Origin of the sequence: Pseudoalteromonas sp. PPB1 (assembly GCF_015356275.1) — a bacterium.
GTDB lineage: Bacteria > Pseudomonadota > Gammaproteobacteria > Enterobacterales > Alteromonadaceae > Pseudoalteromonas > Pseudoalteromonas rubra_D.
The window spans coordinates 59421-75195 of sequence record NZ_JACEQV010000022.1; the positions used below are offsets into that span (position 1 = coordinate 59421).

The 15775-nt window shown below is 47.8% G+C and carries 15 protein-coding genes; 14 read left to right on the forward strand and 1 reads right to left on the reverse strand.

All coding sequences use genetic code 11. The features are described 5' to 3' along the window. Positions 1-4: 4 nt before the first annotated feature. The 14 genes from thrB (at position 5) to IY568_RS19030 (ending at position 15279) form a co-directional block, all read left to right on the forward strand. A complete protein-coding gene (gene thrB / locus IY568_RS18965) occupies positions 5-943 on the forward strand; it encodes a homoserine kinase (RefSeq protein WP_010382802.1) in 939 nt (312 codons plus the stop codon). A 1-nt stretch (position 944) separates the two neighbouring features. Further along, complete coding sequence (gene thrC / locus IY568_RS18970; protein WP_125563551.1) at positions 945-2231, forward strand: threonine synthase; 1287 nt, start codon at positions 945-947, stop codon at positions 2229-2231. 255 nt (positions 2232-2486) lie between these two features. Further along, positions 2487-3743 (forward strand): serine hydroxymethyltransferase, encoded by a 1257-nt coding sequence (gene glyA, locus IY568_RS18975; protein WP_010382800.1) that lies wholly within the window; start codon positions 2487-2489, stop codon positions 3741-3743. Positions 3744-3909: 166 nt separating this feature from the next. Next, positions 3910-4362 carry a transcriptional regulator NrdR gene (nrdR, locus tag IY568_RS18980; protein WP_010382799.1) on the forward strand — a complete coding sequence of 151 codons (453 nt, stop codon included), beginning with the start codon at positions 3910-3912 and terminating at the stop codon, positions 4360-4362. After that, positions 4359-5477: a bifunctional diaminohydroxyphosphoribosylaminopyrimidine deaminase/5-amino-6-(5-phosphoribosylamino)uracil reductase RibD gene (gene ribD / locus IY568_RS18985; RefSeq protein ID WP_194868409.1), complete on the forward strand. Its 1119-nt coding sequence runs from the start codon at positions 4359-4361 to the stop codon at positions 5475-5477. The genes nrdR and ribD overlap by 4 nt, the downstream gene beginning before the upstream one ends. Positions 5478-5483: 6 nt before the next feature. Further along, positions 5484-6140 (forward strand): riboflavin synthase, encoded by a 657-nt coding sequence (locus IY568_RS18990; RefSeq protein WP_010382796.1) that lies wholly within the window; start codon positions 5484-5486, stop codon positions 6138-6140. 32 nt (positions 6141-6172) lie between these two features. Then, positions 6173-7285 carry a bifunctional 3,4-dihydroxy-2-butanone-4-phosphate synthase/GTP cyclohydrolase II gene (ribBA, locus tag IY568_RS18995; protein ID WP_125563545.1) on the forward strand — a complete coding sequence of 371 codons (1113 nt, stop codon included), beginning with the start codon at positions 6173-6175 and terminating at the stop codon, positions 7283-7285. Between the two features lie 116 nt (positions 7286-7401). Continuing rightward, positions 7402-7866: a 6,7-dimethyl-8-ribityllumazine synthase gene (ribE, locus tag IY568_RS19000; RefSeq protein ID WP_010382793.1), complete on the forward strand. Its 465-nt coding sequence runs from the start codon at positions 7402-7404 to the stop codon at positions 7864-7866. A gap of 11 nt (positions 7867-7877) precedes the next feature. Continuing rightward, positions 7878-8288 carry a transcription antitermination factor NusB gene (gene nusB, locus IY568_RS19005; RefSeq protein WP_010382792.1) on the forward strand — a complete coding sequence of 137 codons (411 nt, stop codon included), beginning with the start codon at positions 7878-7880 and terminating at the stop codon, positions 8286-8288. A gap of 44 nt (positions 8289-8332) precedes the next feature. Further along, complete coding sequence (gene thiL / locus IY568_RS19010) at positions 8333-9292, forward strand: thiamine-phosphate kinase (protein WP_125563543.1); 960 nt, start codon at positions 8333-8335, stop codon at positions 9290-9292. Between the two features lie 12 nt (positions 9293-9304). Further along, the gene (locus tag IY568_RS19015; RefSeq protein WP_125563541.1) at positions 9305-9790 is read left to right on the forward strand and encodes a phosphatidylglycerophosphatase A; all 486 of its coding nucleotides are present in this window, start codon (positions 9305-9307) and stop codon (positions 9788-9790) included. A gap of 27 nt (positions 9791-9817) precedes the next feature. Further along, on the forward strand, positions 9818-12895 hold the full coding sequence (locus IY568_RS19020; protein ID WP_125563539.1) for a ligand-binding sensor domain-containing diguanylate cyclase: 3078 nt from the start codon (positions 9818-9820) through the stop codon (positions 12893-12895). Between the two features lie 196 nt (positions 12896-13091). Next, positions 13092-13397, forward strand: coding sequence for an H-NS family nucleoid-associated regulatory protein (locus tag IY568_RS19025; RefSeq protein WP_125563537.1), 306 nt, complete (start codon positions 13092-13094; stop codon positions 13395-13397). A 145-nt stretch (positions 13398-13542) separates the two neighbouring features. Then, on the forward strand, positions 13543-15279 hold the full coding sequence (locus tag IY568_RS19030) for a DEAD/DEAH box helicase (protein WP_194868421.1): 1737 nt from the start codon (positions 13543-13545) through the stop codon (positions 15277-15279). A 39-nt stretch (positions 15280-15318) separates the two neighbouring features. Here IY568_RS19030 and IY568_RS19035 read toward each other — a convergent pair whose 3' ends face one another. After that, entirely contained in the window at positions 15319-15645 is a 327-nt protein-coding gene (locus tag IY568_RS19035) for a ribonuclease E inhibitor RraB (protein WP_125563533.1), read from the reverse strand. Positions 15646-15775 lie beyond the last annotated feature (130 nt).

Sequence of the window (15775 nt, forward strand, 5' to 3'; positions counted from 1 at the left end):
GGTTATGAAACGATTTTATGCACCCGCATCCATCGGCAATTTTTGTGTCGGTTTTGATTCACTGGGCGCTGCGATAGCCCCGCTTGATGGCACTTTGCTGGGTGATGTAGTGAGTGCTGAGGCAGCTGAACAGGACAGCTTTGAATGTATTGGTCCTTATGCGGATAAATTACCGTCGGGAGCTGAGGAAAATCTGGCTTATCAATGTCTGGTCCATTTCAGGGAGCATGTCGCTGCGACCATGCCCGGGGTGAAATTGACGCTGGAAAAACGTCTGCCAATTGGCTCGGGGCTTGGGTCCAGTGCCTGTTCAGTGGTCGCGACGTTTGCAGCGCTGGATGCCTTTGCACAGACTCAGTTGTCTCAGACGCAGATGATTGAACTGATGGCTGACTTTGAAGGAAAAGTCAGTGGCGCACGCCACTATGACAATATCACGCCTTGCTATTTAGGCGGGTTGCAGCTGACAGCCGAGTTAATACCGGACAGGGCACTGAGCTTACCGAGTGATGACAACTGGCGACTGGTTGTAGCTTACCCTGGCTTTGCACTAAATACGGCGGCGGCCAGAGCGGTATTGCCGCAACAGCTGGCAACACACGATGCAGTCGAATTTGCGCAGCGATTAAGTGCCTTTACATTGCTTATGTCGCAGCATCAGTTTGATAAAGCTGTGACTTTGATGCGTGATGAGATTGCCGAGCCATCCAGAGCACCTTTGATCAAAGGGTTTGCAGAAGCCAAACAAAGCTTGCCTGAATTAGGTGCTCTGATGGTCAGTATTTCTGGCGCCGGGCCAACCTTGTTGGCATTGTGCGACAACGATCAGGATGCACAGCGATGCCAGCTATGGCTACAACAACACTATTTAAATGAACATGGCTTCAGCCACATATGCCGATTAGACCTACAGGGCACAAGAGAAATAAAGGAAGGAGAGTAGAATGAAACTGGTGAACTTAAAAGATGATACTCAGACAGTATCCTTTATTGAAGCGGTTAAAACAGGTCTTGGCCGTAATCAGGGGGTGTTTTTCCCAACTGAGCTTGTGCCACTGACTGACGTTGACGCTTTGCTGGCGCAACCGTTTGCACAGCGCAGTGCCGCGATTCTGAAACATCTAATCGGAGATGAGCTGCCGCTCGACTCACTACAGAGCATGTGTGAGCAGGCATTTGATTTTCCTGCCCAATTAGTACAAGTTGAAGAAAATAAATATTGCCTGGAGCTCTTTCATGGGCCAACGCTTGCCTTTAAAGACTTCGGTGGCCGATTTATGGCGCAATGTATTGGTGCGTTTAGTCAGGGTGAGCGGGTGACCATATTGACCGCAACCAGTGGCGACACCGGCGCTGCGGTCGCACATGCATTTTATCAAATGCCAGGCGTTGATGTGGTGATCTTGTATCCGCAGGGTAAAATTTCGCTGGCGCAACAAAAGCTGTTTACCACACTGGGAGAAAATATTCACTGTTACGCCGTCGAGGGCAGCTTTGATGACTGTCAGGCACTGGTAAAACAGGCTTTCCTGGATGAGGAGGTTAAGCAAACACTGGGACTGAATTCAGCCAACTCAATCAACATCAGTCGCCTTCTGGCCCAGGTGTGTTACTACTTCGAGGCCTTTGCCCAGCTAACCGTCGCGGAGCGTGAGCAGGTTCATGTCTCCGTACCGAGCGGTAATTTCGGCAATGTGTGTGCGGCTATGATAGCTGCGGCGCTGGGGCTGCCAGTTAAACGCCTCAGTGCAACCACCAATCAGAACGACACTGTGCCCCGTTATCTGGATTCTGGGCAGTGGCAACCTAATGCGACTTTGGAGTCTATTTCTAACGCAATGGATGTGAGCAAACCTAATAACTGGCCTCGCGTGGAATCTATGTTGGATAGTGGGTACTTTCCTAAGTATGAGTTTTATTCACGTTCAGTATCGGAAGAGCGAACGCAGGAAGTCATGCGTCAGGTTGCAAAAGGAGGTTATGTGACAGAACCGCATACCGCCATTGCCTATGAAGGGCTCCTATTGGATGGGCAGCCTGAGGAAACCGGTATTTTTCTGGCGACGGCGCATCCTGCTAAGTTCAGAGAAACTGTGGAAGCTGTGCTGGAACAGGCAATTGAGATGCCTGAGGCACTGGCAAGTGCGCTGGAAAAGCCATGTCTGGCTGAGCCTTTGTCAGCGGATTATGATGCACTTAAACAGGCTGTGTTAACGCGTTTAGTGGGTTAAAAGGCGGTTTATTGCTTTGCTGGTGGCGTAGTGAGTCGCCAGTAAAGCGTATTTAGTAGATTTCAATTTGAAATATAAATGCACTTTCCCATAAAAAATATAAATGTTTAAATAAAAAAATATCATCCCCCAAACACTGTGAAATAAATTCAATCCTTGATTAAATAGGCTCACACCGATTTCATAGGCAAATGGCCGCAATTTGCGTACAATCAAGCCTTCAAAAACCAATCTTACGTGTACCTAGGAGACACCATGTTAGAACGTAACATGAATATTGCAGATTTTGACCCAGAACTATTTCAAGCGATCCAGTCGGAAACCACCCGCCAGGAAGAGCACATTGAGCTTATCGCTTCTGAAAACTACTGTAGCCCGCGCGTACTAGAGGCTCAGGGGTCGCAGTTAACTAACAAATATGCTGAAGGTTATCCGGGTAAGCGTTACTACGGTGGCTGCGAGCACGTCGACGTGGTTGAGCAGCTGGCGATTGACCGTGCTTGTGAATTGTTTGGCTGTGATTACGCAAACGTTCAGCCTCACGCGGGTTCTCAGGCTAACGCTGCGGTATTCCAGGCGCTGCTTCAGCCGCATGACACTGTGTTGGGTATGAGCCTGGCGCATGGTGGTCACCTGACGCATGGTTCACACGTGAACTTTTCTGGTAAAACCTACAATGCAATTCAGTATGGTCTGAATGAAGAAACGGGTGAAATTGACTACGCACAGGTTGAAGCGCTGGCATTAGAGCACAAGCCAAAAATGATCATCGGCGGTTTCTCTGCTTACTCAGGGATTGTTGACTGGGCTAAATTCCGTGAGATTGCTGATAAAGTCGGTGCTTACCTGTTGGTTGATATGGCACACGTTGCAGGTCTGGTTGCTGCGGGTATCTACCCAAGCCCAATCCCACACGCACACGTTGTGACAACAACTACACACAAAACATTGGCTGGTCCTCGCGGCGGTTTGATCTTGTCTGCATGTGGTGATGCGGATATCTACAAAAAACTGAACAGTGCGGTTTTCCCCGGTGGTCAGGGTGGTCCTTTGTGTCACGTAATCGCTGCTAAAGCGGTTGCATTCAAAGAAGCGTTGCAAGACGAGTTCAAAGCCTACCAGACACAAGTGGTTAAAAATGCACAAGCGATGGTCGCAGTACTTCAGGAGCGTGGTTATAAAGTGGTCTCTGGTAAGACAGACAACCACCTGTTCCTGCTTGATCTGATCGACAAAGACATCACAGGTAAAGATGCTGACGCTGCGCTGGGTCGTGCCAACATCACCGTGAACAAGAACTCTGTACCAAACGATCCGCGTTCTCCGTTTGTGACTTCTGGTCTGCGTATTGGTTCACCAGCTATTACACGCCGTGGCTTTAAAGAAGCTGAAGCGGGCGAGCTGGCAGGCTGGATCTGTGATGTGCTTGATAACATCGAAGATGATGCGGTACAGGCACAAGTAAAAGAAAAGGTTAAAGCAATCTGCGCTAAGCTACCTGTTTACGCGTAAAGCTGAGATACCACCTAAATAGATAAGAAAAGGCTGCCTTAAGTGCGGCCTTTTTTATGTGCATCGAATGCTACTATCTTGATATACTGGCGGCAATTGGCTCAAAGTGTGATCTGAAATCAATGAAGCAGTTTGGGTTTTTATCTGTTTTTCATAGTGAGCTTTTATGCACTGTCCATTTTGTACGGCAAAAGAAACCAAAGTGATTGATTCACGATTAGTTGGCTCGGGCCATCAGGTCCGCAGGCGACGCGAGTGTATTTTGTGTCATGAGCGCTTTACCACCTTTGAAGGTGCAGAGCTGGTTATGCCCAGGGTCATCAAGCAAGATGGCTCCAGAGAGCCATTTAACGAAGACAAGTTACAAAATGGTTTGCATCGCGCGCTGGAGAAGCGCCCGGTGAGTACCGAGCAGATTGAAGAAGTGGTTCACCAGATCAAGTCTCAGTTACGAGCGACTGGCGAGCGGGAGGTGCCCAGCCAGCTGGTTGGTGAGTGTATTATGGAAGCATTGAAAAAACTCGACAAAGTCGCTTACGTGCGGTTTGCGTCGGTGTATCGTTGCTTTGAAGATGTGAAAGAGTTTGGCGAAGAAATTGCCCGACTGGGGGATGAATGAGTTTTACACAGGCCGATCATACCTATATGGCACGCGCCATTGAATTGGCTCAACAAGGTCGTTTTACCACCACACCCAACCCGAATGTAGGCTGCGTGATCGTTAATAATGGTGAGATTGTCGGTGAAGGGTTTCATTTGCGAGCCGGAGAGCCACATGCAGAAGTACACGCCCTGCGTGAAGCGAAAGCGCGAGCTCGGGGTGCAACAGCCTATGTGACACTTGAGCCCTGCAGCCATTACGGCCGCACTCCTCCGTGTGCAAAAGGTCTGATCGAAGCCGGAGTGAGCAAAGTCATTGCAGCCATGGTTGATCCTAACCCTGAAGTGGCTGGGCGGGGATTGGCGATGCTTAATGAGGCCGGGATAGAAACAGCCTCTGGGCTGCTGGAGCAACAGGCTCGAGCACTGAATAAGGGGTTTTTAAAGCGCATGGAACACGGCTTGCCTTTTGTTGTCTGTAAGTTAGCAGCAAGCCTGGACGGTAAAACGGCACTGGGTAATGGTGAAAGCAAATGGATCACCGGGGAAGCGGCACGACGAGATGTGCAGCTTGGCCGGGCACAAAGTTGTGCGATCTTAACTGGCGCTGACACCGTGCTGGTCGACGATGCCCGGCTTAATGTGCGCGCACAGGAGCTGGCAGACATTGAGCGCCCTGTTGAACAATGGCGGCAACCGGTTCGGGTGATTATTGACTCGCAAAATCGTCTGCATCCTGAGTTAGCTTTGTTTAAAACCCCGTCTCCTGTCGTTATTTTGCGTTCAGACCTTGATAATCAACACAACTGGCCACATTTCGTAGAGCAAATTAAAATTAATAGCCATGCTGGTAAAATTGACTTGCATGCAGCGCTGAGCATGTTAGCTGAGCGTAATATCAATCAAGTCTGGCTGGAAGCCGGTGCAACACTGGCGGGTGCCATGCATCAACAAAGTTTGATTGATGAATATCTGATTTATCTGGCACCTAAGATCATCGGCACCCATGGTAAAGACTTGTTCAACAGTGCGCCGTTGGCGTCGATGAGTGAGATCACCGAACTACATATTGCAGAGGTCGTGTCGATAGGGACGGACATTCGCGTTACGGCACACAAACAACAAGGTAAGTAAGACATTATGTTTACAGGCATCATTGAAGCAACGGGCACATTGACAGAGCTAACGCTTAAACAGGGTGATCTCAGCGTGCGAGTTACCAGCACAACACTGGATATGAATGATGTGCAACTTGGCGACAGCATTGCCACCAATGGAGTGTGCCTGACCGTTGTTGAGAAGTTTGCTGACGGTTTTCGTGCCGACGTTTCAAATGAAACGCTGAAGTTAACCCGTTTCGGTGAATATCGGGTTGGACAAAAAGTGAATTTGGAAAAAGCCCTGCAACCGATCTCACGTCTTGGTGGTCATTTGGTATCTGGTCACGTCGACGGCATTGCTGAGGTGGTCGCCGTGCAGCCTAATGCACGCGCCACAGATTACTGGCTCAAAGCGCCAGCACAATTAATGAAATACATCCCCTATAAAGGCTCCGTGGCCATTGATGGCATAAGCCTGACTGTAAATGACCTGGATGGTGATAAATTCAAGTTGACGATAGTGCCACATACCGCACAGGAAACCACCATTGTCGACTTTAAGGTGGGAACCTTACTCAACCTGGAAGTGGATCAGATAGCACGTTATCTGGAAAGGTTGATCCAGGGTGAACCGGTTGCCACGCAGCAATCAACTCTCACATCTAGCTTGCTCGCCAAAGCTGGGTTTATTAAATAACTTGCCAATTACGACTTACTAACGGAAAGATTATGAGCTTAAACAGCGCACAAGAAATCATCGACGACATCAAAGCCGGTAAGATGGTCATTCTGATGGATGACGAAGACCGGGAAAATGAAGGCGATCTGATCATTGCGGCAGAGCATATTACGCCAGAAGCAATTAACTTTATGGCGACTTATGGCCGTGGCCTGATCTGTCTGACAATGACGCAGGAACGTTGCCAGCAGCTTGATTTACCGCTGATGGTTAAAAATAACGGCGCTCAGTTTTCAACCAACTTCACCATGTCGATAGAAGCTGCAAAAGGGGTGACAACCGGTATTTCAGCGGCCGATCGTGCCCGTACTGTGCAAGCGGCAGTAGCCAAAGGTGCGGTGCCTGAAGACATTGTGCAGCCAGGTCATATCTTTCCAATTATGGCACAGCCCGGTGGCGTTCTGACTCGCGCCGGTCACACTGAAGCGGGGTGCGATTTAGCCCGCTTAGCCGGTCTTGAAGCGTCTTCTGTGATTGTTGAGATCCTCAACCCGGATGGCACCATGGCGAGACGCCCTGAGCTGGAAGTCTTTGCGAAAGAGCATGACATTAAAATTGGCACCATTGCCGATTTAATCGAATATCGTAATCTTAATGAGACCACGATTGAAAAAGTCGCGCAGTGTAAATTACCGACTGAATTCGGTGAGTTTGACCTGGTTACTTACAAAGACACCATAGATAACCAGTTGCACTATGCATTACTCAAGGGCGAAGTCAGTGCGGATGAGGCAACATTAGTTCGGGTTCATTTACAGAGTACATTCAATGATACATTGCTTTCCGATCGCAGTGCCGATCGCAGCTGGACCTTGCATGGGGCAATGAAATACATCGCCGACAATGAAGGTGTGTTGGTTATTCTGGGCAAACAAGAGAAAACCGAAGATCTGGAACAGCTGGTCAAGGCATTTGCAGCAGAAGATGCCGGAGAGAAGCCGAACTATCGCAAATTCCAGGGCACTTCCAGAACCGTCGGTGTAGGTTCACAAATCCTCGCTGATCTGGGGATCAGCAAAATGCGCCTGATGAGCTTACCGAAAAAATATCACGCCCTGTCAGGTTTCCACTTAGAAGTCGTCGATTACGTCGAACCTCAATAATTTACGAATAACAGCACGAGCGCCTGTTGGGGATTTCTCTGTAGGCGTTTCGTCTTTTTCTATGCTATTATGCGCCTCAATTTGGCAATTGCTTATACTAGATTAGGAATCATCTAATGAAAATCATCGAAGGTAATAAATACGCACCAGGCAAGAAATTTGCCATTGTCATCTCTCGTTTTAACGACTTTATCGGCAGCAGCTTGTTAGAAGGCGCGGTTGATGAGTTAAAGCGCACAGGTGGCGTAAAGGATGAAGACATCACAGTTGTGTATGTACCGGGTGCGGTAGAATTACCTTTAGCGGCAAAACGTGTTGCAATGAAGAAAGAACACGATGCCATCATTGCATTAGGTGTCATCATCCGTGGTGGTACGCCTCATTTCGACTTGGTTGCAAATGAGTCTAACAAAGGCCTGGCGAGCGTGTCTCTGGACTACGATATCCCGGTTGCCTTTGGTGTGTTAACCACCGAAAGTATTGAGCAGGCCATCGAACGTGCGGGAACCAAAATGGGCAATAAGGGTGGCGAAGCCGCACTTGGTGCACTAGAAATGGTGAACGTGCTAGAGCAAATTTAAGAGGAATCTCAGTGAAACCAGCAGCTAGACGTAAGGCGCGTGTCCTTGCCCTTCAGGCAGTATATTCTTGGCAGCTAAGTGGCAACCCCATTGCTGATATCGAGCAGCAGATGCTGATCGAAAATGACGTTTCAAAGGTTGATGTAGAGTACTTCAAGGATCTGGCTCGTGGTGTTGCAGTGAACTGCAAGCAGCTAGATGAATTGATGACGCCGCATTTATCTCGTCCATTTGATGACCTGGATATGGTTGAAAAAGCCGTATTACGCGTCAGCATTTACGAGTTAAAGTTCCGCGAAGACGTCCCTTACAAAGTCGCCATTAACGAAGGGATTGAGCTGGCGAAAATGTTTGGTGCCGAAGACAGTCACAAATTTGTCAACGGCGTACTGGACAAAGCGGTTAAGATAATCCGCAAGTAATCTAGACCGTGAGGAGAGCCGGCATAGGCCGGCTTTTTTATTGTATGAAGGAATTTGAATTAATCAATCATTACTTCAAGGGGCGTGGTATTGCGCGTCGTGATGTAAAGGTTGGCATTGGTGATGATTGTGCCATAGTGACGGTTCCTGAAAAGCACCAACTTGCCATTACGACAGACACCCTGGTTGCCGGTGTTCATTTTTTCGAAGACATTCCACCCAGAGCCCTTGGCCATCGTGCATTGGCCGTTAACCTCAGTGATTTGGCTGCCATGGGCGCTGAGCCAACCTGGATCTCCATTGGACTGACCTTACCCGAGGTTGATATGGACTGGCTGGAAGCGTTTACCGAAGGGATGCATGAAATTGCTGAATACTATAATGTTCAGCTGATTGGCGGTGATACGACACAGGGTCCGCTGACCATCACCATTTGTGCCAAGGGGATTATTCCTAATGATAAAGCACTGACACGCTCTGGTGCTAAAGTGGGTGACTGGATCTACGTGACCGGCGAGCTGGGTGATGCAGCGCTGGCTATCGAAGCACGTAAGCGGCAGCTGGTACTTGAGGATAAGCAAGTAAAGCGGCTTGAAGAAAAGTTGCATTTCCCGACTCCCAGAGTGGCGGCAGGGCAGGTTTTACGTGGCATGGCAACAGCCTGTATTGATATTTCAGATGGCTTACTGGCTGACTTACAGCACATCCTGAACAAGTCCGCAGTCGGGGCCATCATTAATATCGAAGATGTGCCTGTTTCACCAATTATGCAACAATTGCAACCTGAATCTTTGCGTCATGAGCTAAGTCTGGCTTATGGCGATGACTATGAGTTGTTATTTACCGTCAACGACAGCAATAAAGGGGCTGTCGAAGCACGACTGCGCCAGTATGGCGTTGAGCCTGTGTGTATCGGTCAGGTCACGGCTTCAGCGGGTAAGCTTGAGTTGTTCAATGCGGGCGAAAAGTGCCCCTTGCCGCGCAGTGGTTATCAACATTTTTAATGAGGAGCAGGTTTGAATAAGCCGTTATCATTCAACCTCAAACGCCCGCACCACTTTTTAGCTTTGGGGTTCGGTTTAGGACTGGCGCCCAAAGCGCCGGGTACTTTTGGTACCCTGGCAGCATTGCCATTTATTTTGCTGACAATGGGACAGCCCTTGTGGTTACAAGTGGCCCTGGCGGTCGTCATTAGCCTGGCTGGTTTTTGGATTTGTGGTAAAACCGCTCGGGATGTCGGGGTACATGACCATCCAGCCATTGTATGGGATGAAGTTGCCGGGTTTTATATTACCATGGTGGGTGCTGCAATCAGCTGGCAGTCTCTGTTGGTTGGCTTCTTGCTGTTTCGCTTTTTTGATATCGCAAAGCCTGGTCCCATCAGATTATTAGATAGAAAACTCCATGGTGGTCTTGGGATCATGGCGGATGACCTGCTTGCCGGGATATTTTCATTGATTTGTCTGCAAGCTTTGTTTAAAACAGGGGTCCTGGGCGGCTAATTTTTTACGGGTACGAAGAGGGAGCCTATGCGATTTATACTTCTACTGTTGCTGTGTATATTTACCACCGGCGTGAATGCGGCAATTAATGATTATGTTGTTAAACAGTGGAGTATGCAAAACGGGCTGCCGTCGCAAAGTATAAAAAGTGTTGTACAGGATCAGCAGGGTTATATCTGGCTAGGGACACAGTTCGGCTTAAGTCGCTTTGATGGCTTGCAGTTTAGCAATTATACGACCCAAAACAGCACGTTTCTCGACAGCAATGCGGTCAATAAGATTTTCGTAGACCGATTTGGCATGTTGTGGATAGGTACCCGCCGGGGTGTGACCCGTTTAAATCCACAGACGCTGGTCGCAGAGCGTTTTGACGTTCAGGGTGAAGTCAGAGATATTCTCGAAGACCACAATGGCAATATCTGGGTCGCGGCAAATGGCTTATATTACGTGTCGGCCAAACGCCTTACTCTGGCCGAAAATAACCTCGATAGTAAAAAACTCTCCCTGACGCATATCAGCCAAATCGTTGGCTCTGTAACCAAAATGACCTCTTCGCCGCAAGGGATTTGGCTGATCAATGAGCGCCATTTACTGCGGATCAGCGAATCGCAATCTATGGGTTCCAATGATATGCGACTGGAACTGTCGAGCAAAGTTTCATTACCCCGACAGTTAGCGCAGACCAATATCCATGACCTTGCCTGGATAGACGGTAAGCTTTTCCTGGCTTCTCAGTTGGGAGCATACTTTCTTGATTTCGATGAAGTGTTGCGGCGCTACGATGAGATTGGCAATAACGCGACTTATAAATTTTTAAGTGATCAGCAAGGCGGCATGTGGGTCTCCACATACGGGCGGCTGTTGTACAAGGAAAGTGGTGGTCAGTGGCAATATGTTGAGTTGGCACAGCTGGATCAAGGGATCTGGTTTACAGATATCTTTATCGACAACGACTCAAATGTGTGGATGGCCAGTATCAATGAAGGCTTGTGGTTGGCGCATGCTGGCAGAGTAGAGCGTTTCGCTGTTGGGACGCAGCGCGAGCAGGCCGTTTCTGCTATTACGCAAGACCTGCAGGGAAATGTTTGGGTTGCAACCCGTGAAGGTGTCGGTCGGTTGGATGGCAACGATAACTTTGAGCCGGTGATCAGTGCAGAGCAGCTCAAAGGGGTTGAGATCCATGATATGGAGTTTATTGGCGAACGTTTGTTTCTTGGCACCGGTCGTGGTGTGGTTATTTATGAAGATGATAAATTACTGGCTATCCCTAATCGAGAATTTCGTCAGACTCAGGTCTTTACACTGACCCCCTCCAATCAAGGTGGATTATGGCTAGGCACCGGGCGTGGTCTATATCGGCTCGATTACAGTGGACTGACACCTTTCACTTATAATGCCTTTCTTGGCAGCCAGTTTATTACCTATGTCGTCGACTTCCCTCGCTTTGGTTTTATTGGCACCGACAAAGGGGCTTATAAATATAATGAACGTGGCATCGAGAAGATAGGCGGACAGACGTCCCTTGAGTCTGCTTATGTCACCAGCATTTTACACATAGAAGGCAGCGCCACTCTGGTGGGGACCTTTTATGATGGCCTTTATTATAGAAGCCAGGATGGAGACTGGCATCAGCTGGATGCTTCTCACGGACTACCTTATGGCCCGATTCTGTCATTGCATTTCGATAAATCCCAGGAGCTCGTTTGGGTGAGTACCATGAAAGGGGTGTATCGGATGCCGGTGGCGCAGTTTAGTGAAGCTGTGCAGAACCTGCAGGTTGAACAGGTGATCAACCCCTTTGACAGGCAACTGGATGGGGTGCCGAGCCAATGTTGTACCGGGCTGGGGCATGATGCTGTGGTTGAGCAGGATGATTATCTCCTCTATCCCAGCCTGCAAGGCATAGTGCGGATCCCGAAAAAGGTGCAATTGTTTAGTGCTGCTGAATTGGCACCCAAATTTGAGAGTATCTCTACGGCATACCGAAACCTGACACCAGACAGACTTGAGGGCCCGGTTGAACTCGACACCAGCGAGCGTGATTTGACGATTCGCTACACGGCTATCGATTTTTATGCACCGCAAAGTATCGAGTTTCGCTATAAACTGGAAGGACATGATGCCCAGTGGCGTGATGCACAGTCACGTCGCGAAGCCATATATACGAATTTACCGCCAGGCGATTTCACCTTCTTATTACAGGTAAAGCGCCGTGGTCAGGACTGGCAACAGGCACATAATCTGTCGCTGAATTTGCAATTGCCTCAGCGGTTTGATGAAACGGTGTTTTTCCGTTTGATTATCACCTGTGGTTTCATGTTTTTGTTCTATCTGGTGTTCTGGGTGTTCCGTACTCAGGAGCGACGTAAACAGGCTGCACTGGAAGCGCTGGTTGCTGAGCGTACGACCGAACTGAGAAAAGCCAACGACAAATTGAATCAGGTGAATACGCAACTGAAACTGGTGAGCCACTCAGATGAGCTGACAGGGCTTCGCAGTCGTCGCTTCTTATTTGATCAGCTTCCTAAGGACATTGAGCACTATCAGCGCAATGCACAGTCATTGCGTCAGCAGGATAAGAGCCTGGTGCTGATGATCTTAAATATAGATAGTTTCAGTAAAATCAACGATGCCTATGGTCCAATTGGCGGAGATAGCTGTTTGCAGCAGCTTGCAACCTTGCTCAATACCCGTACGCAGGGCTCAGATTATGTGGCGCGTTGGAGCGGTGATGAGTTTCTGCTGCTTTTGCGAGATTTTAAATGTTCTGAGGTTGAGCGATATGTCAGTGAGTTATGTAAAGCAATTGCCCAATTTGACTTTAAGCTACCCAATGGTAAGTCACTAAATCTGAGTGTCTCTGTGGGTTGGTCTTTCTATCCACTGCCCTTGCTGGGAGGACAGGTGATCGGCTGGGAGGCCTCGGTTAACCTGGCTGATATCGCATTACATGAAGTAAAACAGCGCGGTGGAGATGGCGCTGCGACCATTACTTTTGATGAACAACTGGATGCTTTTGAGTTTGAGCAAAGTCAAAATGTGGAATCTCAACTCCAGTTGCTGCAGTCGAATGGTCTGGCTGAAGTAAAAGTGTGGATGCGTTAGCCTGGGTTGCTATGCTGTCTTTGTGCCTAAGAGTGGAAAATGTTCTGGCGCTGTGTCTAATATTGAGTAATTATCAACAGGCATTATAAATTTAATCACTTTTAATTTGAAATGAGATAAATATAATATACTCTCTATATATCGAGCTTAATTAACTTAGAAAATTCTAAATTCAACAATCTATGAGAGTAATCCAATGCGTGAAATAAGATCTTTTATAAAGACTGCAAGTTACAGTGATTTGAATAAAGCGCTGGAGCTGATCCAAGCTGCTATTGATGAGCAAGCAAAACAGGAAGAAGCCAAAAAAGAAGTTTTGGCACTGATTAAAGAAAAAGGATTGTCTTTAGAAGATTTTGCTTCGGAAAGTGCGACAGATAAGCGTAGCAAGGTTCGTCCAAAATACCGAATTGAAAAAGACGGTGAAGTATTTGAATGGACTGGTCGCGGTAAAACACCAAAGGCGTTTGTTGGCGTTAATTTAGAAGATCACAAAATCTAATTGTGAGCGTCTAAGGCCAGTCACTGTATTTCAAAGGTGACTGGCTTACTACTATTTAAGTGGACAAGTATTCGGTTCACTCTCATATCCTGCCTTATTCCACCTTTGTCTTTTTCCTAATTCGTTAATATTCTCAGGTGTTCCTATTTACACGTTAAGACCTTATCAAGAAGAAGCTGTCGCTAATACCATTGCGCATTTTAGAAAGTCCGATGACAGTGCGGTTATTGTGTTACCAACAGGAGCAGGTAAAAGCCTGGTGATTGCACAGTTAGCCCGACTGGCGAAACACAAAATTCTGGTGATGACACACGTAAAAGAGCTGGTTGAGCAAAACGCCCAGAAATATCAAAGCTATGGTTTAAACGCGAGTATTTACTCAGCGGGTTTAAAACAAAAAGAGACGCTTCATCAGGTAACGTTTGCCAGTGTTCAATCACTGGCTCGGAATTTAGAAGCGATAGACACTTTTTATTCTTTGCTGATTATCGATGAGTGTCATCGCGTCAGCGGTGAGGAAGACAGTCAGTATATGGCGGTGATTGAACGCTTGCGACAATTTAACCCTGCTCTAAAGCTTTTAGGGCTGACTGCAACGCCTTATCGGTTAGGCAGTGGCTGGGTGTATCGAAATCACTATCATGGCTTTGTTCGGGGCAGTGAAAATAGCCCTTTCCACCGTTGTATTTATGAATTACCACTGCGTTATATGATCAAGCATGGTTATCTCACTCCACCTAATAAACTCGATCCGGCAGTAGAAAATTATGATTTCTCCGCGCTGAATAGCAATGCGTTTGGTCGTTACAGTGAAGCGGATATGAATCAGCTGTTGCAGAGTAATACACGGGCCACCAAAAGCATTATTAATCACGTCGTATCATTGAGTAAAGAGCGTCATGGGGTGATGATATTTGCTGCGACCGTATTACATGCTAAAGAGATCATAGGTTATTTACCGACAGAGCAAACCGCTTTGGTGATTGGTGATACGGATAACCGGGAGCGGGATGACATCATTGCTGCTTTTAAACGTCGAGAAATAAAGTATTTGGTGAATGTGTCTGTATTAACTACGGGGTTTGATGCACCTCATGTCGACGTCATTGCGATCTTAAGGCCCACCGAGTCTGTCAGTTTATATCAGCAAATTGTGGGCAGAGGTCTGCGCCTCAGTGAGGGCAAAAAAGACTGTCTGGTGATTGATTATGCAGCCAATGAATTTGATTTGTTCCATCCTGAAGTCGGCAGTAAGAAACCGAACTCAGACAATGAACCTGTTCAGGTGTTGTGCCCTGGCTGTGGCTTCGGCAATGTTTTCTGGGGTAAATATGATGAACAGGGGCGAGTTATAGAGCATTTTGGCAGACGTTGCCAGGGGTTGTTGCAGGATGACGAAGGCAACGAGCAACAATGTGACTATCGTTTTAAGTTCAAGGAGTGTGACAGTTGTGGTGCCGAGAACGATATCGCGGCCCGTCAGTGCCATAGTTGTGGGGTGATGCTGGCAGATCCCGATGACAAGCTGCGCGCGGCGTTGAATTTAAAAAACGCCATGGTGATACGTTGCAGCGGATTAAGTGGTGAAGTGATTAAGACGCATGTGCTGAAAATCACTTATTTCGACGAAGACGGAGCCAGCGTCAGTGAAGTGTTTGATTTTGAGAACCCTAAAAGTCGACATTATTTTGTTCGCCAGTTTGAAAAGCACTGTCGGACTGGCGTTAACGTGAAGGCATGGACAGAGGCAGCACAGGTGGATGCAACTGTATTATCGGCACCGGATTTTGTGATTGCGCGACAACATAAAAAGTATGGCTGGCAGGTGAGCGAGAAGATTTTTGATTATCAGGGCAGTTATCGCACCGCGGATAAGAGCTAACCTGAGCTTGCTGTTATCCGCGACCAAAACACGCGAGCATTACTCTGCGAGGATCCCCCAGCCATCACCGTAGCCTTCGTGGCTGTTCGCGATAGACTCCAGGTATTGTTCGGTCTGGCTTAAAAGCTGGTGATCTGGCACCATAGTCACAGATGTCACAACTTCCCACACGCCAGTATCCGGGCAGGTATCCAGCTTAGTTTTGGGTGCCAACTCATCAGCAGATATGGCGCTCATAAAGCGTTCTGCGTCGGCTTTTTGTTCAAACAAGATAAAAAAATCGATGCTGTGCATCTGGGTGAGATCTACACCGGCTGCAGCAATTTCAGACAGAAGCTGGCCGTTGTCATCATCAGGGAATTGCATAATCGTACTCAAGTTAAAATAGCTGGCGATATTGTCCGCTATCCAACACAAAATAAAAAGCACTGACCGCAAAAATTTGTATGCATGCGCATAAAAATAACACAGTAATGAGCCTAACCACGCCATGTCA

Bases quoted from the DNA above. Each gene is read 5' to 3' on its own strand.
- thiL (WP_125563543.1), top strand. From the start codon at position 8,333: ATGAAGGAATTTGAATTAATCAATCATTACTTCAAGGGGCGTGGTATT.
- ribD (WP_194868409.1), top strand. From the start codon at position 4,359: ATGAGTTTTACACAGGCCGATCATACCTATATGGCACGCGCCATTGAA.
- nrdR (WP_010382799.1), top strand. From the start codon at position 3,910: ATGCACTGTCCATTTTGTACGGCAAAAGAAACCAAAGTGATTGATTCA.
- IY568_RS19025 (WP_125563537.1), top strand. From the start codon at position 13,092: ATGCGTGAAATAAGATCTTTTATAAAGACTGCAAGTTACAGTGATTTG.
- ribE (WP_010382793.1), top strand. From the start codon at position 7,402: ATGAAAATCATCGAAGGTAATAAATACGCACCAGGCAAGAAATTTGCC.
- IY568_RS19020 (WP_125563539.1), top strand. From the start codon at position 9,818: ATGCGATTTATACTTCTACTGTTGCTGTGTATATTTACCACCGGCGTG.
- ribBA (WP_125563545.1), top strand. From the start codon at position 6,173: ATGAGCTTAAACAGCGCACAAGAAATCATCGACGACATCAAAGCCGGT.
- thrC (WP_125563551.1), top strand. From the start codon at position 945: ATGAAACTGGTGAACTTAAAAGATGATACTCAGACAGTATCCTTTATT.
- thrB (WP_010382802.1), top strand. From the start codon at position 5: ATGAAACGATTTTATGCACCCGCATCCATCGGCAATTTTTGTGTCGGT.
- glyA (WP_010382800.1), top strand. From the start codon at position 2,487: ATGTTAGAACGTAACATGAATATTGCAGATTTTGACCCAGAACTATTT.
- IY568_RS18990 (WP_010382796.1), top strand. From the start codon at position 5,484: ATGTTTACAGGCATCATTGAAGCAACGGGCACATTGACAGAGCTAACG.
- IY568_RS19035 (WP_125563533.1), bottom strand. From the start codon at position 15,645: ATGCAATTCCCTGATGATGACAACGGCCAGCTTCTGTCTGAAATTGCT.